19 protein-coding genes are annotated in these 18,954 nt (G+C 71.1%); 16 read left to right on the top strand and 3 right to left on the bottom strand.

Annotation, left to right across the window (positions count from 1 at the left end; translation table 11 throughout):
- The first annotated feature begins 424 nt into the window (after window positions 1–424).
- The 14 genes from AOK24_RS19735 to AOK24_RS19675 all read left to right on the top strand — a co-directional run bounded on the left by AOK24_RS19735 (window position 425) and on the right by AOK24_RS19675 (window position 13,364).
- Entirely contained in the window at window positions 425–1,651 is a 1,227-nt protein-coding gene (locus AOK24_RS19735; RefSeq protein WP_055721390.1) for a GAF domain-containing protein, read from the top strand.
- 224 nt (window positions 1,652–1,875) lie between these two features.
- Window positions 1,876–3,153 (top strand): hypothetical protein, encoded by a 1,278-nt coding sequence (locus AOK24_RS19730; RefSeq protein ID WP_055721388.1) that lies wholly within the window; start codon window positions 1,876–1,878, stop codon window positions 3,151–3,153.
- 73 nt (window positions 3,154–3,226) lie between these two features.
- A complete protein-coding gene (locus AOK24_RS19725; RefSeq protein WP_055721387.1) occupies window positions 3,227–3,799 on the top strand; it encodes a GNAT family N-acetyltransferase in 573 nt (190 codons plus the stop codon).
- Between the two features lie 77 nt (window positions 3,800–3,876).
- On the top strand, window positions 3,877–4,011 hold the full coding sequence (locus AOK24_RS52495; RefSeq protein ID WP_338060944.1) for a putative leader peptide: 135 nt from the start codon (window positions 3,877–3,879) through the stop codon (window positions 4,009–4,011).
- Window positions 4,012–4,126: 115 nt separating this feature from the next.
- Entirely contained in the window at window positions 4,127–5,824 is a 1,698-nt protein-coding gene (locus AOK24_RS19720) for a nitrite/sulfite reductase (RefSeq protein ID WP_055721386.1), read from the top strand.
- Window positions 5,821–6,000: a hypothetical protein gene (locus AOK24_RS50840; protein WP_079056892.1), complete on the top strand. Its 180-nt coding sequence runs from the start codon at window positions 5,821–5,823 to the stop codon at window positions 5,998–6,000. The genes AOK24_RS19720 and AOK24_RS50840 overlap by 4 nt, the downstream gene beginning before the upstream one ends.
- Window positions 5,997–6,707, top strand: coding sequence for a phosphoadenylyl-sulfate reductase (locus tag AOK24_RS19715; protein ID WP_055721385.1), 711 nt, complete (start codon window positions 5,997–5,999; stop codon window positions 6,705–6,707). Before AOK24_RS50840 ends, AOK24_RS19715 begins: the two co-directional genes overlap by 4 nt.
- A complete protein-coding gene (gene cysC / locus AOK24_RS19710; RefSeq protein ID WP_079056891.1) occupies window positions 6,704–7,264 on the top strand; it encodes an adenylyl-sulfate kinase in 561 nt (186 codons plus the stop codon). The genes AOK24_RS19715 and cysC overlap by 4 nt, the downstream gene beginning before the upstream one ends.
- Window positions 7,261–8,187 (top strand): sulfate adenylyltransferase subunit CysD, encoded by a 927-nt coding sequence (gene cysD, locus AOK24_RS19705; RefSeq protein ID WP_055721384.1) that lies wholly within the window; start codon window positions 7,261–7,263, stop codon window positions 8,185–8,187. The genes cysC and cysD overlap by 4 nt, the downstream gene beginning before the upstream one ends.
- Window positions 8,188–8,189: 2 nt before the next feature.
- A complete protein-coding gene (locus tag AOK24_RS19700; protein ID WP_055721383.1) occupies window positions 8,190–9,527 on the top strand; it encodes a sulfate adenylyltransferase subunit 1 in 1,338 nt (445 codons plus the stop codon).
- A 236-nt stretch (window positions 9,528–9,763) separates the two neighbouring features.
- Window positions 9,764–10,876, top strand: a complete 1,113-nt coding sequence (locus tag AOK24_RS19690) for an aliphatic sulfonate ABC transporter substrate-binding protein (protein WP_055721382.1) — start codon at window positions 9,764–9,766, stop codon at window positions 10,874–10,876.
- Between the two features lie 36 nt (window positions 10,877–10,912).
- Complete coding sequence (locus tag AOK24_RS19685; protein WP_055721381.1) at window positions 10,913–11,698, top strand: ABC transporter ATP-binding protein; 786 nt, start codon at window positions 10,913–10,915, stop codon at window positions 11,696–11,698.
- On the top strand, window positions 11,685–12,578 hold the full coding sequence (locus tag AOK24_RS19680; protein ID WP_055721380.1) for an ABC transporter permease: 894 nt from the start codon (window positions 11,685–11,687) through the stop codon (window positions 12,576–12,578). Before AOK24_RS19685 ends, AOK24_RS19680 begins: the two co-directional genes overlap by 14 nt.
- A gap of 6 nt (window positions 12,579–12,584) precedes the next feature.
- The gene (locus AOK24_RS19675; protein WP_055721379.1) at window positions 12,585–13,364 is read left to right on the top strand and encodes a sirohydrochlorin chelatase; all 780 of its coding nucleotides are present in this window, start codon (window positions 12,585–12,587) and stop codon (window positions 13,362–13,364) included.
- Here the strand turns inward: AOK24_RS19675 and AOK24_RS19670 are convergent.
- Together AOK24_RS19670 and AOK24_RS19665 are read right to left on the bottom strand one after the other, a co-directional pair.
- Window positions 13,348–13,959, bottom strand: coding sequence for a TIGR03086 family metal-binding protein (locus AOK24_RS19670; protein ID WP_055721378.1), 612 nt, complete (start codon window positions 13,957–13,959; stop codon window positions 13,348–13,350). The genes AOK24_RS19675 and AOK24_RS19670 overlap by 17 nt on opposite strands.
- Window positions 13,960–13,984: 25 nt before the next feature.
- Window positions 13,985–14,986, bottom strand: coding sequence for a ketopantoate reductase family protein (locus AOK24_RS19665; protein ID WP_055721377.1), 1,002 nt, complete (start codon window positions 14,984–14,986; stop codon window positions 13,985–13,987).
- Between the two features lie 23 nt (window positions 14,987–15,009).
- Here AOK24_RS19665 and AOK24_RS19660 point away from each other — a divergent pair, with 23 nt between their 5' ends.
- Window positions 15,010–15,849: an aldo/keto reductase gene (locus AOK24_RS19660; protein WP_055721376.1), complete on the top strand. Its 840-nt coding sequence runs from the start codon at window positions 15,010–15,012 to the stop codon at window positions 15,847–15,849.
- Here AOK24_RS19660 and AOK24_RS19655 read toward each other — a convergent pair.
- Window positions 15,832–16,386 carry a DUF1697 domain-containing protein gene (locus tag AOK24_RS19655; protein WP_055721375.1) on the bottom strand — a complete coding sequence of 185 codons (555 nt, stop codon included), beginning with the start codon at window positions 16,384–16,386 and terminating at the stop codon, window positions 15,832–15,834. The genes AOK24_RS19660 and AOK24_RS19655 overlap by 18 nt on opposite strands.
- Before the next feature lie 246 nt (window positions 16,387–16,632).
- Here AOK24_RS19655 and AOK24_RS19650 point away from each other — a divergent pair, with 246 nt between their 5' ends.
- On the top strand, window positions 16,633–18,894 hold the full coding sequence (locus AOK24_RS19650; protein WP_055721374.1) for an MMPL family transporter: 2,262 nt from the start codon (window positions 16,633–16,635) through the stop codon (window positions 18,892–18,894).
- Window positions 18,895–18,954 lie beyond the last annotated feature (60 nt).

Here is an 18,954-nt window from a genome sequence, read left to right as displayed (position 1 = left end):
TGGTGGAGCGGGCGCGGGCGGTGTGAGGGGGTTGTCGTGCAAGCGGTTGCACAACTCGCGGCGCAGCAAAAGGCGTAACCGGTTGCACAACTCCCGGCCCGCACCGGACGTCGCCCCCACGGGGTGGTGCCGCGCCGACACGGCACCACCCGCGCGTCCCCGGTCCTGCGAGGCCGGGGCCGCCGCTCTCGTCGGCGTGGCTCAAGTTTCAAGGACCACAGGTGTGTTCACCAGGGTTGCAAGGGGTTGCAACGAGCCTGTAGAGGGACGTGAACACATCCGGATACCGGGCCGGGGCGGCAGGATGGGAAGACCGGCCGCCGCACACCCGGGCAGCCGGCACCCGACCCTGTCCACCCTGTCCACCTTCTCCCACCTTCTCCACCTCACGTCGTCTCCGGAGGCACCCGTGGCGAATCCGCCGATGAAAGCGGCGCGGAACGCGACCGCCGTCCGTGTCCCCGGCGAGCGGCGGTCCCGTCCGCGCCAGGTGATCGAGCAGTCCTGGACGAGGGTCCTGGGACGCGGCGTGAACCCCGAACACGACTTCGCGCCCGGCCTGTTGGCGCCGGACGAGGTCCGCAGGCGGCGGGCCGAGTCCCCGCTCAGGGAGGTCGTCCCGGTGCTGCGCGCGGGCCTGCTCCCGGCGGCGGACGACGCCCGGCACATCATGATCGTGGCCGACGGCGAGGGCCGGGTGCTGTGGCGGGAGGGCTGCTCGCCGGTGCTGCGCAAGGCGGACGAGGTGGGCCTCGGCCTCGGCGCGGACCTCAGCGAGGAGGTCGCCGGCACGAACGGTGTGGGCACCCCGGCGGTCGAACGCCGCCCGGTACAGGTGTTCGCCGGGGAGCACTTCGTCCGCTCACTGACCCATCTGACCTGCGCGGGCGCCCCCATCACGGACCCGAGGGACGGCCGGCTGCTCGGTGTGGTCGACGTGAGCGGCCCGCAGGAGTCCGTGCACCCGGCGACGCTGGCATGGGTGGAGTCGGTGGCGAAGCTCGCCGAGGCGCGGCTGCGGGAGACGCACCTCGGTTCCCTGCAACGCCTGCGCGCGGTGGCCGCCCCGGTGCTGGCGCGGCTCGGCGGCCGGGCGGCGGTCGTGGACCGGGACGGCTGGACGGCGGCGGTGACGGGGATGCCGTACGCGCAGCGGATCACGCTGCCCAAGTCGGCGCCGGAGGGCATGGGTTGGGTGCCGGCGCTGGGGCTGTGCGCGCTGGAGCCGCTGGACGGGGGCTGGTTGGTGCGGGCGGTGGAGCCGGGCGGGGGCCGGGGCCATGGTGCGCGGATCGCGCTGGACCTGTCCCGGCGGCGGCGCTGGTCGGTGACCGTGTCGGGCGGCGCGGGCTCCTGGTCGCAGGAACTCAGCCCGCGGCACGCGGAGTTGCTGTACCTGCTCGCGGTGCACCCGGCGGGGCGCAGCGCGGCGGAGCTGGCCCAGGAGGTGTTCGGGGACCCGGCGCGGACGGTGACGGTGCGTGCGGAGATGTCGCGGATACGGCGCTATCTCGGGGAGTTCCTGGAGCACCGGCCGTACCGGTACCGGGAGGACGCGGAGGTGGCCGTCCTGCTGCCGGACCAGCCGGGGGACCTGCTCCCGCACTCGGCGTCGTCGGCGGTGGGGCGGGCGCGGACCTCGTCGTCGTAGCGGGCCGTCGGCGGGAGACGTCGCAGAAAACCCTTGCACAACAAGGGAGTCGGCATAGGGATATCCCTCGGAATCCCCTTCGCACACGCTTTCCGCACATCCTTTGCCGGGTCTTCCTCCCGGGTGCGGCCCGTCTGCCGTAGAGTCCCTTACGGGTCACCCCACCTGCTCCTCGGTCAACGCACGGATCAACAGGCGCAGTTGGCCCGCCCTGGGAGGACGTAATGACGCAACGTGGCCGCCACCGCCGGCGCCGTAGGGGAAGAGCGCTGCGCGGGTTCCTCGCCGGGACCGCTCTCGCCCTGACCGCCGCCGCGACGATCGTCAGCGCTTCGCAGGCGACGGTCTCGGACGTGCCGGGCGCGCTGAAGCAGGCGGAGGTCACAACTGCCCTGCGGATGACGGAGGATCTGGTCCCGCGGCAGTCCCTGGACCGGCTCGCGGCGGGCATGGGCCGTCCGGTCGGGGTGAGTTCGGTGCTGGAGGCCGGTGACCGGCTGCTGCGCGACTCCGCCGACTGCACGGCGGCCGAGCGCGGCCAACTCCCCGTCGCTCCCGAGCCGGTGACCTCGTACTGCTGGGACGCCTCGGACACGCGCGGCTGGCGGGCGGGCGCGGTGACGACGTCCGGGGACGCGGACGACGACGGGGTGTGGGGCACGAACCGGGTGATCCTCTCCGGCTGGTCGCAGGCGAGCGGGCTCGCGCGGGTCGCGTTCGTCGACGCGAACAACCCCGACCGGCTGACGTACTCGTGGGTCCTGCTCGCCGTACCCGTGGACGACGGGAACGACTTCCGTCCGGTCTCCTCCCGGCTGTCCGGGATGGTCTGGTACCAGGACAAGCTGCTGGTCACCGCCGACGGCGGGGACGGCGCGGCGCTGTACGTCTTCGACATGAACCGCATCCAGCGCGCCTCGGTGGACGGCGACGCGGTCGGCCGGGTGGCCGGCGGCTGGTCGGCGCACCGGGCGCGCTTCGTGCTCCCGGCGGTCGGCACGTACCGGCTGGGCGCGGGCTCCCCGCGTCCCTCGACGATCTCGCTGGACCGCAGCACGGTCCCCGACAGCCTGGTCGCCGGCGAGTGGACGACGCACGGCGACACGACCCGCCTGTGGCGCTACGCCCTCAGCTCCCTGCCCGACCGCACGGGCCTGCTGGCCGCCGACTCGTACGGCCGCGTCGCGGCGACCGAGGCGTACCGCACCGAGGTGAAGGGGGCGCGCGGCGTCCTCTCCCGCGACGACGCCTGGTACGTCAGCCAGGCGCCCGGCGAGGGCCACGCGCACGGGACGCTGTGGCGGCAGGACACGGAGGGGACGTCGGCAGCGGAGTGCGACGGCGTGGCCGACCACGCCTGCTGGAGCGGCGCCCCGCAGTCCCTGTCGTACTGGGCGGCGACCGGCGAGGTGTGGTCCCAGTCGGGCCGCACGCTGTTCGCGATGCCGCTGGCGTCGGTGGACCGGGCGGCGAAGAGGCAGTGGAGCGACGACGCGTCGTAAGCGTTTACTGTGCGTTGCTCCAAGGAGCGGCAGGTCATCGACAGATCTCGCGTCCGGATGATTGCCTGGCCCCATGAGCAACATCCCCGTCACCACCTGGTCCCTGGAGCAGTCCGCGCCGACCGACCTCCTCCCCGCGCCCGCCCCGGAGGGCGATGTGCGGGTGGCGCGCGCGGCCGTCCCGTCGCCGGAGTTCAGCCGGTTCCTGTACGCCTCGGTCGGCGGGGACATCCGCTGGATCGACCGGCTCGCCTGGTCGTACGACCGCTGGCGCGAGCACCTGGAGCGTCCGGGTGTCGAGACGTGGGTGGCGTACGAGCGGGACACTCCGGCCGGGTACGTGGAGCTGGACCCGCAGGAGGACGGCGCCGTGGAGATCGTGTACTTCGGCCTGCTCCCGGCGTTCCGGGGCCGCCGGATCGGCGGTCACCTCCTGTCGTACGGGGCCGCGCGGGCCTGGGACCTCGCGGAGCGGTGGCCGCAGCGGACGCCCACGAAGCGGGTGTGGCTGCACACGTGCAGCCTGGACGGGGAGCACGCGCTGGCGAACTACCAGCGCCGGGGCTTCCGGCTGTACGACACCGAGGTCAGGGAGCAGGCCGAGGTCCCGGCGCCGGGCCCCTGGCCAGGCGCATACCCGGCCTGACCTGCGCCGACAAGCCCTCGTACGGCGCATGTGACCGATTCCACCCGCGTCTCATCCAACGAGACACGAGTGTCCGTATGCCGGATGAAGCTGGACTGTGTCCAGAACGCCGTGCCACGCTTTCCACCATGTCCGGAACTGGAATCGCATTGGTGAGTCGGCGGCACGTCGATCTCTGCCGCATGTCCAGCGCCATCTGTCCGGCGAGCTGACGAGCCGCGTCGCAGCTGTTCCCGCCCTTCCGTCTGTCCTGCGCCCACTCTCCTGACGTGCTGGGATCACCCAGGTCAGAGCCGCATTCGCCTGTCTTGAAGGACGTACATAACCATGGCCGCCACCCCGCAGAACCCTGCCGCCGCAGCGTCCCGTCGCAAGGTGAGCCGTCACCGCGGCGAGGGTCAGTGGGCCGCGGGGCACTTCACCCCGCTGAACGGCAACGAGCAGTTCAAGAAGGACGACGACGGTCTCAATGTGCGGACACGCATTGAGACGATCTACTCCAAGCGCGGCTTCGACTCGATCGACCCGAACGACTTGCGCGGCCGGATGCGCTGGTGGGGGCTGTACACCCAGCGCAAGCCCGGGATCGACGGCGGCAAGACCGCGATCCTGGAGCCGGAGGAACTGGACGACAAGTACTTCATGATGCGCGTCCGCATCGACGGCGGCCGGCTCACCACGCAGCAGCTGCGGGTGATCGGCGAGATCTCGCAGGAGTTCGCGCGCGGCACCGCCGACCTGACGGACCGTCAGAACGTGCAGTACCACTGGATCCGCATCGAGGACGTCCCCGAGATCTGGAACCGCCTTGAGGCGGTGGGGCTTTCGACGACCGAGGCGTGCGGCGACTGCCCGCGTGTCGTGATCGGCTCGCCGGTCGCGGGGATCGCCGAGGACGAGATCATCGACGGCACCTGGGCGATCGACGAGATCAACAAGCGGTACATCGGCAGCAAGGAGTTCTCGAACCTGCCGAGGAAGTTCAAGTCGGCGATCTCGGGCTCGCCGCTGCTCGACGTGGTGCACGAGATCAACGACATCGCGCTCGTCGGCGTCGTCCACCCCGAGCACGGCCCCGGTTTCGACCTGTGGGTCGGCGGCGGACTCTCCACGAACCCCAAGATCGGGGTACGGCTCGGCGCGTGGGTCCCGCTCGATGAGGTCCCGGACGTCTGGGCGGGCGTCGTCGGCATCTTCCGCGACTACGGCTACCGCCGCCTGCGCACCCGCGCCCGCCTGAAGTTCCTGGTCGCGGACTGGGGCCCGGAGAAGTTCCGCCAGGTCCTGGAGGACGAGTACCTCAAGCGCAAGCTGGTCGACGGCCCCGCCCCGACCGAGCCGCTCCAGCGCTGGCGCGACCACGTGGGCGTGCACCGGCAGAAGGACGGCAACTTCTACGTCGGTTTCGCGCCGCGCGTGGGCCGGGTGGACGGCGCGACGCTGGCGAAGATCGCGGACCTCGCGGAGGCGCACGGCTCGGGCCGGGTGCGGACCACCGTCGAGCAGAAGATGATCGTCCTGGACGTCGCGGAGGACCAGGTCGAGTCGCTGGTCGAGGCCCTGGAGGCGCTGGACCTCAAGGCCCGCCCCTCGACGTTCCGGCGGGGCACGATGGCCTGCACCGGCATCGAGTACTGCAAGATCGCGATCGTCGAGACGAAGGCGCGCGGCGCCTCCCTGATCGACGAACTGGAGCGCAGGCTCCCGGAGTTCGACGAGCCGCTGACCATCAACCTGAACGGCTGCCCGAACGCCTGCGCGCGTATCCAGGTGGCGGACATCGGTCTCAAGGGCCAGTTGGTCACCGACGAGAACGGCGAGCAGGTCGAGGGGTACCAGGTGCACCTCGGCGGCGCGCTCGGCCTCGACGCCGGGTTCGGGCGCAAGGTCCGTGGCCTGAAGGTCACTTCGGCCGAGCTGCCGGACTACGTGGAGCGTGTGCTGACCCGGTTCCAGGAGCAGCGCGAGGACGGCGAGCGGTTCGCGGCGTGGGCGGCGCGGGCCTCGGAAGAGGCGCTGTCATGAGTGAGCGCGCGGCGCCCTTCTACTGCCCCTACTGCGGCGACGAGGACCTCCGTCCGAGCGAGGAAGGTCACGGCGCCTGGGAATGCGCGGCGTGCAGTCGCGCATTCCAGTTGAAGTTCCTCGGGCTGCTCTCCCGGGGGCTTCGACGGGCCGACAACGGAGGGGACCAGATATGACGACCACTCAGAAAGCGCGCACCGACGACGAGTTGAGGGAACTGGCCGAGCAGGCGGGCCGCGACCTGGAGGACGCCTCCGCGCTGGAGATCCTCCAGTGGGCGGTGGACACCTTCGGCGACGGCTTCTGCGTGACGTCCTCCATGGAGGACGCGGTGGTCGCCCACCTGGCCTCCCGGGTCCGCAAGGGCGTCGACGTGGCCTTCCTCGACACCGGCTACCACTTCCCCGAGACGATCGGCACCCGCGACGCGGTCGAGGCCGTGATGGACGTGAACGTCATCACCCTGACGCCCCGTCAGACGGTCGCCGAGCAGGACGCCGAGTACGGCCCTCGACTCCACGACCGCGACCCCGACCTGTGCTGCAAGCTGCGTAAAGTCCAGCCGCTGGAGCAGGGATTGACGGCGTATCAGGCGTGGGCGACGGGCCTGCGCCGCGACGAGTCGCCGACCCGGGCGAACACCCCGGTGGTCGGCTGGGACGCCAAGCGCCGCAAGGTGAAGGTCTCCCCCATCGCCCGCTGGACGCAGGACGACGTGGACGCGTACGTCCTCGAACACGGCGTGCTCACCAACCCGTTGCTGATGGACGGCTACGCGTCCGTCGGCTGCGCCCCCTGCACGCGCCGCGTCCTGGAGGGCGAGGACGCGCGCGCCGGGCGCTGGGCGGGGCGGGCCAAGACCGAGTGCGGGCTGCACGGATGACGACGAATCAGGAGAGCGACGTGACGACCGGAGCCACCGTCTGGCTCACGGGTCTGCCGAGTGCCGGCAAGACCACCATCGCGTACGAGCTGGCCGGGCGGCTGCGGGCCGAGGGCCACGCCGTCGAGGTCCTGGACGGCGACGAGATCCGCGAGTTCATCTCGGCGGGCCTCGGCTTCAGCCGCGAGGACCGGCACACCAACGTGCAGCGCATCGGCTTCCTCGCCGGGCTCCTCGCCCGCAACGGCGTGAAGGTCCTGGTCCCGGTGATCGCGCCGTACGCGGACAGCCGCGAGGCCGTCCGCAAGCGCCACCAGGAGGGCGGGACACCGTACTTGGAAGTGCATGTGGCAACTCCGGTCGAGGTGTGCTCCGTTCGGGACGTCAAGGGCCTGTACGCCAAGCAGGCGGCGGGTGAACTCACCGGTCTGACCGGCGTGGACGACCCGTACGAGGCTCCCGAGTCGCCCGACCTCAGGATCGAGTCGCAGGACCAGACCGTGCGGGAGTCCGCCGCGTCGGTGTACGCGCTGCTCAGCGAAAGGGGACTGGTGTGACCACCGTCGCGACGGTTACCGAGGGGACGTACGCCCTCTCGCATCTGGACGCCCTCGAATCGGAGGCCGTGCACATCTTCCGCGAGGTCGCGGGGGAGTTCGAGAACCCGGTGATCCTGTTCTCGGGCGGCAAGGACTCCATCGTCATGCTGCATCTGGCGCTGAAGGCGTTCCGTCCGGCGGCGGTCCCGTTCTCGCTGCTGCACGTCGACACCGGGCACAACTTCCCGGAGGTGCTGGAGTACCGGGACCGTGTCGTCCAGGAGCACGGCCTGCGGCTGCATGTGGCGTCCGTGCAGGACTACATCGACCGCGGGGTCCTCAAGGAGCGTCCCGACGGGACCCGCAACCCGCTCCAGACGCTGCCGCTGACGGAGAAGATCCAGGCGGAGAAGTTCGACGCGGTGTTCGGCGGCGGGCGCCGGGACGAGGAGAAGGCGCGCGCGAAGGAGCGGGTGTTCTCGCTGCGGGACGAGTTCTCGCAGTGGGACCCGCGGCGCCAGCGCCCGGAGCTGTGGAACCTGTACAACGGGCGGCACGCGCCGGGTGAGCACGTACGCGTCTTCCCGCTGTCCAACTGGACCGAGCTGGACGTCTGGCAGTACATCGCCCGCGAGGGCATCGAGCTGCCGCAGATCTACTTCGCGCACGAGCGCGAGGTGTTCGCGCGGTCCGGGATGTGGCTGACGGCCGGCGAGTGGGGCGGCCCGAAGCCGTCCGAGACGGTCGAGAAGCGGCTCGTGCGCTACCGCACGGTCGGAGACATGTCCTGCACGGGCGCGGTCGACTCGGACGCGGTGACGCTGGAGCAGGTCATCGCCGAGATCGCGGCGTCCAGGCTGACCGAGCGGGGGGCCACGCGCGCCGACGACAAACTGTCGGAGGCCGCGATGGAGGACCGCAAGCGCGAGGGGTACTTCTAAAGATGAGCACCACACTCCCCGACACCGCCCTCACGGAGACGACGCTGTTGCGGTTCGCGACCGCCGGTTCCGTGGACGACGGCAAGTCCACCCTCGTGGGCCGACTGCTGCACGACTCCAAGTCGGTACTGGTGGACCAACTGGAGGCCGTGGAGCGGGCGTCGGCCTCGCGCGGCCAAGACGCCCCGGACCTCGCCCTGTTGACGGACGGCCTGCGTGCCGAGCGCGAGCAGGGCATCACGATCGACGTGGCGTACCGCTACTTCGCCACCGCCGTACGCCGGTTCATCCTCGCCGACACGCCCGGCCACGTGCAGTACACCCGCAACATGGTGACGGGTGCCTCCACGGCCGAGCTGACGGTGATCCTCGTCGACGCCCGCAACGGCGTCGTCGAGCAGACCCGCCGGCACGCGGCGATCGCGGCCCTGCTGCGCGTCCCGCACGTCGTCCTCGCCGTCAACAAGATGGACCTGGTCGACTACCAGGAGGGCGTGTTCGCCGCGATAGCCGAGGAATTCACCGCGTACGCCACCGAGTTGGGCGTCCCGGAGGTCACCGCGATCCCGATCTCGGCGCTGGCCGGCGACAACGTCGTGGAACCGTCCGCGAACATGGACTGGTACGGCGGCCCGACGGTCCTCGAACACCTCGAAACCGTCCCCGTCGCCCACGACTTGGCGCACTGCCACGCGCGGCTGCCCGTGCAGTACGTGATCCGCCCGCAGACCGCCGACCACCCCGACTACCGGGGGTACGCCGGTCAGATCGCCGCCGGTTCGTTCCGCGTCGGCGAGCCGGTCACCGTCCTGCCCTCGGGCCGCGCGACCCGCATCGCCGGAATCGACCTGCTGGGCACGGCAGTTGAGGAAGCCTGGACGACGCAGTCGGTGACGCTCCTCCTGGAGGACGACATCGACGTCTCGCGCGGCGACCTGATCGTCCCCAGCAAGGACGCCCCCGCGACCACGCAGGACGTGGAGGCGACCGTCTGCCACGTCGCCGACCAGCCGCTGACCGTCGGGCACCGCGTCCTGATCAAGCACGGCACGCGCACGGTCAAGGCGATCGTCAAGGACATCCCCTCCCGCCTCACGCTCGACGACCTGTCCCTGCACCCGCACCCGGGACAGCTCGTCGCCAACGACATCGGCCGCGTGAAGATCCGTACGGCGGAGCCGCTGCCGGTCGACTCGTACGCGGACTCGCGCCGCACCGGCTCGTTCATCCTGATCGACCCGGCCGACGGCACGACCCTCACGGCCGGCATGGTCGGCGAGTCGTTCGCCGCGCCGGAGCCCGTCAAGGACGCGTCGGACGACGACGGTTGGGACTTCTGACGATGACTCAGGACGACTTCTACTCGACGTTCGCGAAGGAGGGTGGCCGCGTCGGCAGCGGCGCCCTCGGCAGCGGGCAGGGCGGGGTGGCCCGATGTGCGTGATGACGTACGCGCACCGCTCGCGCGCCCTGTCCCCCCACCGGACGTCCCGACATCGACGAAAACGCCCTGCCGAACTCCCGGCCACGACCTGAGAGACCGTGACCCGCCGGGCCAACGAGAGGAACCCCTCCCGTGCCTGCCTCCCGCTCGTCCCTCACCCGCCGCACCTTGATAGCGGCAACCGCCCTCCCCCTCCTGGCACTTGCCGCCTGCGGCTACGGCTCCCAGGCCAAGGACACGCCCTCGGAGCAGAAGGTCGCCGCCGGGGCGGAGAAGGTCGACGGCCTCGACTCCGTCAAGATCGGCTACTTCGGCAACCTGACCCACGGCACCGCGCTGGTGGGCGTGCAGAAGGGCTTCTTCCAGAAGGCGCTGGGCGCGACGAAGGCGTCGTACTCGACCTTCAACGCGGGACCCTCGGAGATCGAGGCGCTCAACGCGGGCTCCATCGACATCGGCTGGATCGGCCCCTCCCCCGCGATCAACGGCTACACCAAGTCGGACGGCAAGAGCCTGCGGATCATCGGCGGTTCGGCGTCGGGCGGGGTCAAGCTGGTCGTGAACCCGGCGAAGATCACGTCGGTCGCGGACGTCAAGGGCAAGAAGATCGCCACCCCGCAGCTCGGCAACACGCAGGACGTGGCGTTCCTCAACTGGATCGCCGAGCAGGGCTGGAAGGTCGACGCGCAGAGCGGCAAGGGTGACGTGTCCGTCGTCCGCACCGACAACAAGGTGACGCCGGACGCCTACAAGTCCGGTTCCATCGACGGCGCGTGGGTGCCGGAGCCGACCGCGTCGAAGCTGGTCGCCGAGGGCGCGAAGGTGCTGCTCGACGAGGCGTCGCTGTGGCCGGACAAGAAGTTCGTGATCACGAACATCATCGTGTCGCAGAAGTTCCTCACCGAGCACCCGAAGGCCGTCGAGGCGGTGCTGAAGGCGTCGGTCGACACCAACAAGTGGATCAACGCGAACCCGGCCGAGGCGAAGGCCGCCGCCAACGCCCAGTTGAAGATCGACTCGGGCAAGGCGCTCCCGGCGAACGTCCTCGACCCGGCGTGGGCGTCGATCCAGTTCACCGACGACCCGCTGGCCGCCACCCTCAACACCGAGGCGGAGCACGCGGTCAAGGCCGGTCTCCTCGACCGGCCGAAGCTGGCCGGCATCTACGACCTGACGCTCCTGAACAAGGTGCTGAAGGCCGCGGGCGCCACCACGGTCGCCGACGCCGGTCTCGGCGTCAAGTAAGCCCGGATTCCCCCGAGTTCCCAGGAGGTGACGATCATGGCAACCGCTCTCGCCAAGGCCGCCGACGCCACGTCGGTGGAGCACGCGGCCCGTATCGAGCACGTCTCGAAGTCCTTCGCCGGACCCGCCGGGCAGCAACTCGTCCTGGACGACATCACGCTGGATGTCGCGCCGGGCGAGTTCGTCACCCTCCTGGGGGCCTCGGGCTGCGGCAAGTCGACCCTGCTCAACCTGGTGGCGGGCCTCGACAAGCCCTCCGCCGGCACCATCACGACCGACGGGCGCCCGGCTCTGATGTTCCAGGAGCACGCCCTGTTCCCGTGGCTCACCGCGGGCAAGAACATCGAACTCGCCCTGAAACTCAGGGGAGTTCCGAAGAGCGAGCGCCGCACCCGCGCCGAGGAACTGCTGGAGCTGGTGCGGCTGAAGGGTTCGTACGGCAAGCGCGTCCACGAACTCTCCGGCGGTATGCGCCAGCGCGTCGCGATGGCCCGAGCGCTCGCCCAGGACAGCCAACTCCTGCTGATGGACGAGCCGTTCGCCGCGCTCGACGCCATCACCCGGGACGTCCTGCACGACGAACTGACCCGGATCTGGGCCGAGACGGGCGTGTCCGTCCTGTTCGTCACGCACAACGTGCGCGAGGCGGTGCGGCTCGCGCAGCGCGTCGTCCTGCTGTCGTCGCGGCCCGGCCGGGTGGCCCGCGAATGGACCGTGGACATCCCGCAGCCGCGCCGCATCGAGGACGCGCCGGTCGCCGAACTGTCCCTGGAGATCACCGAAGTCCTGCGTGGGGAGATCCGCCGTCATGGCCAGCACTGAGACCACCGCGGAGAAGGAGACCGCCGGTCTCGGCGGTCTGGAGGCGGGCCTCGACGCGCTGGAGTCGTCCGCGGCGAGCCGTACGCCGTTCCTCGTCACCTTCCGGACGAAGATCCTGCCGCCGATCGTCGCCGTCGTCCTGGTGGTCCTCGTCTGGCAGGCGCTGATCACCTTCAAGGTCGTCGACGACCCGACGAAGCTGCCCTCGCCGTCCGACGTGGGCGCGGAGTTCAAGAGCGCCTGGCTGGAGGGGCGCCTCCTGGACTACATCTGGACCAGCGTCTCGCGCGGCCTGCTCGGCTTCCTCTTCGCGCTCGCCATCGGCACCCCGCTCGGACTCCTCGTGGCCCGGGTGAAGTTCGTGCGCGCCGCGATCGGGCCGATCCTGTCCGGCCTCCAGTCGCTGCCGTCGGTGGCGTGGGTGCCGCCGGCCGTGATCTGGCTGGGCCTGAACAACTCGATGATGTACGCGGTGATCCTGCTCGGCGCGGTCCCGTCCATCGCCAACGGCCTGGTGTCCGGCATCGACCAGGTGCCGCCGCTGTTCCTGCGGGCCGGCCGTACGATGGGCGCGACAGGGCTGAAGGGCGCCTGGCACATCGTCATGCCGGCCGCCCTGCCCGGCTACTTGGCGGGCCTCAAGCAGGGGTGGGCGTTCTCCTGGCGGTCGCTGATGGCCGCCGAGATCATTGCCTCCTCGCCCGATCTCGGCATCGGTCTCGGCGCGTTGCTGGAGAACGGCCGCAACGCCAGTTCCATGGCGATGGTGTTCGAGGCGATCGTCCTCATCCTGTTCGTCGGCATCGCCATCGACCTGCTGATCTTCAGCCCGCTGGAGCGGTGGGTGCTGCGCAGCCGCGGCCTGCTGGTGAGGAACTGAACTCCCATGCCGGTACTCCTCGTTGTCGCCCACGGCAGCCGCGATCCGCGGCACGCGGCGACCGTCCACGCGCTGGTGCGGCGCGTGCGGTCGCTGCGGCCGGGGCTGCGCGTGGAGACCGGCTTCCTCGACTTCAACACCCCTTCCGTCCCTGAGGTGTTGGAGTCCCTGGCGGCCGAAGGCGTGCGGGACGTGGTGGCGTTGCCGCTGCTGCTGACCCGCGCCTTCCACGCCAAGGCGGACATCCCGGCGGTGCTGGCGGACGCGCCCGCCTCGCTGCGGATCCGCCAGGCGGCGGTCCTCGGCCCGTCGCCGCTGCTGGTGTCGGCGCTCGAACGCCGCCTGTACGAGGCGGGGTTGACGCCCGCCGACAAGTCCTCGACCGGGGTCGTGCTGGCCTCGGCGGGGTCCACCGACCCGGAGGCGATCGCGGTGATCGCCGACATCGCGCGGGAGTGGTGGCACACCGGTTGGTGCGCCGTGCGACCCGCGTTCGCCTCCGCGGCACTGCCCCGCACCGAGGACGCGGTACGGGAGCTGCGCGCGCTCGGCTGCCGCCGCGTCGCGGTCGCGCCGTACGTCCTCGCGCCGGGCTTCCTGCCGGACCGGATCGCGCGGGGCGCGGCCGAGGCGGACGTCCTGGCGGAGGTGCTGGGTCCGGCGCCGGAGGTGGCGCGACTGCTGCTGCGGCGGTACGACGAGGCGGGAACGCGGGGGCGTGAGGGCGCGCGGAGCCTCACGCAGCCCCTCGCGATGCTCGCCGCCGGGGTCACCTCGATGCGCTGAGCCGGGGGTCCCGGCCGCTCTCGGCGAGCGCGCGGTCGAACACCGGGGCGTCGTCCGGGACTTGGACCGGCGCGGCGAAGCCGTCGTACTGCCGGTAGAGGTCGCCGTGCTTGCGGACCACGTCCAGCACCAGCGCTGCGGTCTCCTGCGACACGCGGAACTCCTGGCCGGTGGCCGTGGCCACATCCCACCCGTGCAGGACCGTCTCCTTGATCAGCAGCTCGGCGAGTTCGGCGGCGGGCAGGGTGGCGTACCCGAGGTCGATCTCGCCCTCCCAGACGCCGGGGCCTGACCAGGCGGCGAGCGCGCGGTCGAGTTGGGCGGCGTACGCGTCGGCCCAGGCGGGGTCGGCGGTGAAATCGGTTTCTGTGAGTTTCTCCGGGAGCTGGGTGCGCAGGGCGCGGTGCTCAAGGCCGTGGGACGTGTACAGCACCCAGTGGTTGACGAGGGTGCGCAGGTCCCAGTCCCCGCAGTGCGTGGGCCCGTCGAGCCGTGCCGCCGGGACGCCACGGGCGACCCGGGCCGCCTCGGCGGCACATGCGACCAGGTGGGCGTGGGTGTCTGGGTAGGTGGGCGTGCCTTCGGAAGTGGTCATGCACCCCACGCTAGAGACCGTCCGCTCAGCCCTCTTGAACAAACGCGACAAGCTTGAGCAGCTCGTCGGCCGACAGCGAACCGGCCGCGCGCCGCTCGCGTGCGAACTCGTTCGCGAGCCGCTGGAGGAGCGTGTTCAGCGGGGTCGGTACGCCGTGCAGGCGCCCGAGGAGCGCGATCTCACCGTTGAGATAGTCGGCCTCGATGCTGCCGGTGCCCCGCGCGAGCGACTGCCACGAGGAGCCGCCCCCGCGCGGAGCGCCCGGCAGCGGAACGAGCGTGATCTTGTCACCCCGCAGCGCGCGTTCCTCCTCGGTGCTGGCGTAAGCGATTCCCGCCGCTTCCAGTACGGCCTCCCCCTCGCCCCGCACCTGCTCCCACAGCGCCGCCAGTCCCTCCGAACCGGCCACCGCTTCGAGGGAGTTGGCCAGGTTGGTGAGCAGCTTCGCGTACTGCCAGCGCGTCACGTCGGGGACGACGGGCGCCTCGAACCGCGCCGCTTCGAAGTCCTCGGCGATGCGGTGGGCGGTGGCGTCCGTGCCGTGCGGATAGCGGCCCAGGTGGAGGATGCCGGTCAGCGGGGTGCCGGCCGCCGAGACCACGCCGGGTTCGACGTGCGCGGACGGCAGCCAGACGCAGACGCCGTACACGTGCGTGAAGCGGCGCAGGGCGATGCGCTGGCTCTCCACGCCGTTCTGGGCGCACAGCAGGGGGAGCCGCTCGGCAGCGGTGCCGCCCCCGGCGACCGGCGCGGGGCCCCAGGCGGCGAGGGCGGCCTCGCTGTCCTGTGTCTTGACGGCGAGGATCAGGACGTCGTCGGCGCGCAGTTCGCCGAGCGCCTCGGGTCCGTCGACGACGGGGAGGCGGTACGTCAACTCGCCCTCGGGGACGTGCAGTCGTAGCCCGTTCTCCTGAAGTGCCGTGTGGTGGGCGCCGCGTGCGACCAGGACGACCTCCCGTCCGGCCCCCGCGAGCCGCCCGCCGATCGTGCCGCCGACGGCTCCTGCTCCGATGATGATGTAGCGCATGGGACGAGCGTAGGGTCTGCCGGATGACCGGCGCTTTTCAGGAGACGTTCGTACTCGGCGGTGAACTCCCCGTCCGCCGCCTCGGCTTCGGCACCGCCCAGCTCACCGGCCCCGGCTACTGGGGTCCGCGCGGGGATGCCCGGGAGGCGGTGGCCGTGCTGCGGCGGGCCGTCGAGCGCGGGGTGACGCTGATCGACACGGCGGACAACTACGGGCCCGGTGTCGCCGAGGAGTTGGTGGCCGAGGCGCTGTATCCGTACCCGGCGGGGGTGGTGGTCGCCACCAAGGGCGGGGTCGTGCGGACGAGCGACAGCGCCTGGCACGTGGACGGGCGGCCGGAGCGGCTGCGGGCGATGTGCGAGGCCAGCCTGCGGCGGCTGCGGCTGGAGCGGATCGACCTGTACCAGCTGCACCGGCTCGACCCCGCCGTACCGATGGCCGAACAGCTCGGCGCGCTGGAGGAGTTGCGGGCGGAGGGGAAGATCCGGCTGGTCGGGCTGGACACAGTGACGCCGCAACAGCTCGGCGCGGCGCTGGAGTTGACGCGGATCGCGTCCGTCCAGAACCGGTACAACCTCCAGGACCGTTCCTCGGAACGGCTTCTGACGGTGTGTGAGGAACACGGGATCGCCTTCCTGCCCTGGTTCCCGCTGGGCAACGGCGCCCTCACGGCCGACCCGGCGTGTACGGCGGTCGCCGCCGCGCGCGGGGTGACGGCGGGGCAGGTCGCGCTGGCGTGGCTGCTGCACCGGTCGCCGGTGCTGTGCCCGACGCCGGGGACGGGGTCGCCGGTTCACCTGGAGGAGAACCTGGACGCCGGCCTCGTACAGCTCTCGAAGGAGGAGCTAGCTCGGCTGGGGTGAGGTCAACTCGGCCAGTTTCACTACGGTGTTCCAGTTCCGGCTGGTCGCGACGATGTCCTTCGTCAGGCGGGGGCGGGCGAGTTGCACGGCGAGCTTGGAGCGGCCAAGGCCGTCGGGGGCGTAGAGGTAGAGCGCGCGGTCGCCGATGCGGAACTCCTCCGGGAGGAAGGCGGCTTGGTCGATCCCGGCGAAGCGGTCGGCGGCCACGGGGGCGGAGAAGTAAGTGACGTGGAGTTGCTTGGGCTCCAACTCGGCGGCGGGGAAGGGGCATGCGTCGACGATCGCCTTGAGGTAGGCGTGGTCGCGGACGAGGACGTCGACGGTGAAGCCGAAGCGCTTCTCGACGGCCCGCTCGATAGCGGCGGCGAGGGAAGCATCGTCGCCGGCCGTGGAGAACACCGCCTGCCCGCTCTGGAGGTACGTACGGACGTCGCCGTACCCGAGCCCCTCCAGCAGGGCGCGCAGGTCGGCCATGGGGAGCTTGCGGTTGCCGCCCACGTTGATACCGCGCAGGAGGGCCGCGTAGATCGTCGTCATGGGGTCAGGGTAGGGGGCGATCGGCGCTGGTCACGGCGGCACACCCCCGAGAGGGGCGGGAGCCGACCCCGATGCGTGTAGGGGCCCGCGGTCCTCCCGTGAGGGGAGAGCGCGCGGTCCATGGGGATGAGTTCGCAGGCCAGGACTTCACCGGCGGGCACGAGGAACGGCTCTTATCCGCGCCATACCTTCGATACAAAGGCGAGGACAGGGGGTCGTCGCCGGAGCCGAGGGGGATGGCCGGTCATGGGGAAGGCAGACGTGCGGGGTTTCGCGGCCCGCGCAGGCGGCTGGAGCGCCCGCCACCGATGGGCGGCCGTCGGGATCTGGGTGCTGTTCGTCGTCCTGGCGATGGGGCTGGGCTCGGCGATGGGCCGGGCGGACGTCGGCGACGCGGACGACCTCAAGGGCGAGACGCACACCGCCGCCACGATCATCAAGGACTCCGGCATCGAGGAACCGGCCGGTGAGACCGTCCTGTTGCAGGCCAAGGGCGGTCAGCTCAAGGCCACCGACGCCGAGTTCCGGCAGGCCGTGCAGGCGGTGATCAGTGCCGTCGAGAAGACCGGCCGGGTCACCGACGTCACCTCCCCGTACGACACGGACACGGTCTCGAAGGACGGGCGCAGCGCCCTCGTCCAGTTCGACATGCGCGGCGACGCCGAGACGGCGGGCGAGCGGGTGGAACCGGTGCTGAAAACGGTTGCTGCCGTGCAGCAGCGGTACGCGGACTCGCTGCGGATCGAGGAGATCGGCTCCGCCAGCATGAACAAGACGTTCGACGACGCGTTCGGCGACGACTTCAAGCAGGCCGAGTACTCCGCCGTCCCCGTCGCGCTCGGCATCCTGCTGATCGCGTTCGGCGCGCTGGTCGCGGCGCTGCTGCCGGTGGCGCTCGCGCTCACCGCGATCATGGCGACGATGGGCCTGATGGGCGTCGTCAGCCACCTCCAGCCGATGAGCGACACCGCCGACTCCGTGATGCTGCTGGTGGGGCTCGCCGTCGGCGTCGACTACTGCCTGTTCTACCTGCGCCGCGAGCGCGAGGAGCGCGAGGCCGGACGCGATCCGCAGACCGCGCTCAGGATCGCCGCCGCGACCAGCGGACGGGCGATCGTCGTCTCCGGGGTGACGGTGTGCGTCGCGATGGCGGGGATGCTGTTCACGGGGCTCGCCGAGTTCGAGGCGATGGGTCTTGCGTCGCTGATGGTCGTCGCCGTGGCGATGGTCGGGTCGGTGACCGTGCTGCCGGCGCTGCTGTCCCTGCTCGGCGAGCGGGTCGAGAAGGGCCGGGTGCCGTTCCTGCGGCGGCGGTCCAGGCACGGCGGCCCGGGCAGCGGCGAGAACCGGTTCTGGTCGGCCGTCCTGAAGCGGGTCCTGGCCCGGCCGTGGGTCTCCGTGGCCGTCGCGGGCGGCGCGCTCCTCGCGATCGCCGCGCCCGCGCTCGGCATGAAGACCCAGAACCTCACCCTGGAGAAGGAGTTCGGCGACCGGCTGCCCATCGTCCAGACGTACGTCCGGGTCAACGAGGCGTTCCCCGGGGGTACGGCGCCGGCCGAGGTCGTCGTCAAGGCGAAGGACATCTCCGCGCCCGAAGTCCGGTCCGCGCTGGAGGAGTTCAAGGCCGAGGCGGTCTCCTCGGGGGCCTCGCGCGGGCCCGTCGAGATCAAGGTGCACCAGCGGCAGAACCTCGCCTACGTGTACGTCCCGCTGGTCGGCGGGGCCGATCTGGACGCGGCCGGGAAGAGCCTGGTCACGCTGCGCGACGAGGTCCGGCCGGCAACTCTCGGCAAGGTGGCGGGAGTTCAGGCGCCGGTCGCCGGTGACGTCGCAAGCTCGCACGACTTCAACGAGCAACTCGTGGGCTCCGTCGCCCCCGTGTTCGTCTTCGTCGTCGTCTTCGCCTTCCTGCTGATGCTGGTGTCGTTCCGCTCGCTCACCGTCGCGGTCACCTCGATCGCCCTCAACCTCCTGTCCGTGGGGGCCGCTTACGGGATTCTCGTCGCCGTCTTCCAGCACGGCTGGGGTGCGTCGCTGGTGGGCGCGGAAGGGGTCGGGGCGATCGTGACCTGGCTTCCGCTGTTCCTGTTCGTCATCCTCTTCGGGCTCTCGATGGACTACCACGTGTTCGTGGTCTCCCGTATCCGCGAGGCCCGGATGCGGGGGCGGACGACCCTCGACGCGATCACGCACGGCGTCGTCACCACCGCCGGGGTCGTCACCAGCGCCGCCGCCATCATGGTCGCCGTGTTCGCGATCTTCGGGACGCTGTCGATGCAGTCGATGAAGCAGATGGGGGTGGGCCTCGCGGCGGCCGTCCTCATCGACGCGACGATCATCCGGGGCGTGCTGCTGCCGGCGGTGATGGCGCTGCTCGGGGAGCGGAACTGGTATCTGCCGAAGTGGCTGCGGTGGATGCCGGATCTGACGCACGACGAGTCGGCGGAGGCGGTCGCGGGAGCGTCACAGGCTTCGGAAGGGGAGCGGAAGGCGGCACTGAAGGTGTGAACCGCAGCCCCGAGGGCCCGTCGACTTCTTCTTCGAAGCCGACGGGCCCTCGGGCATCAC

Source organism: Streptomyces niveiscabiei (assembly GCF_001419795.1).
Classification (GTDB): Bacteria; Actinomycetota; Actinomycetes; order Streptomycetales; family Streptomycetaceae; genus Streptomyces; species Streptomyces niveiscabiei.
The sequence above is the reverse complement of the archived record's forward strand: the minus strand, read 5'-3'. Positions and strand labels throughout refer to the sequence as shown.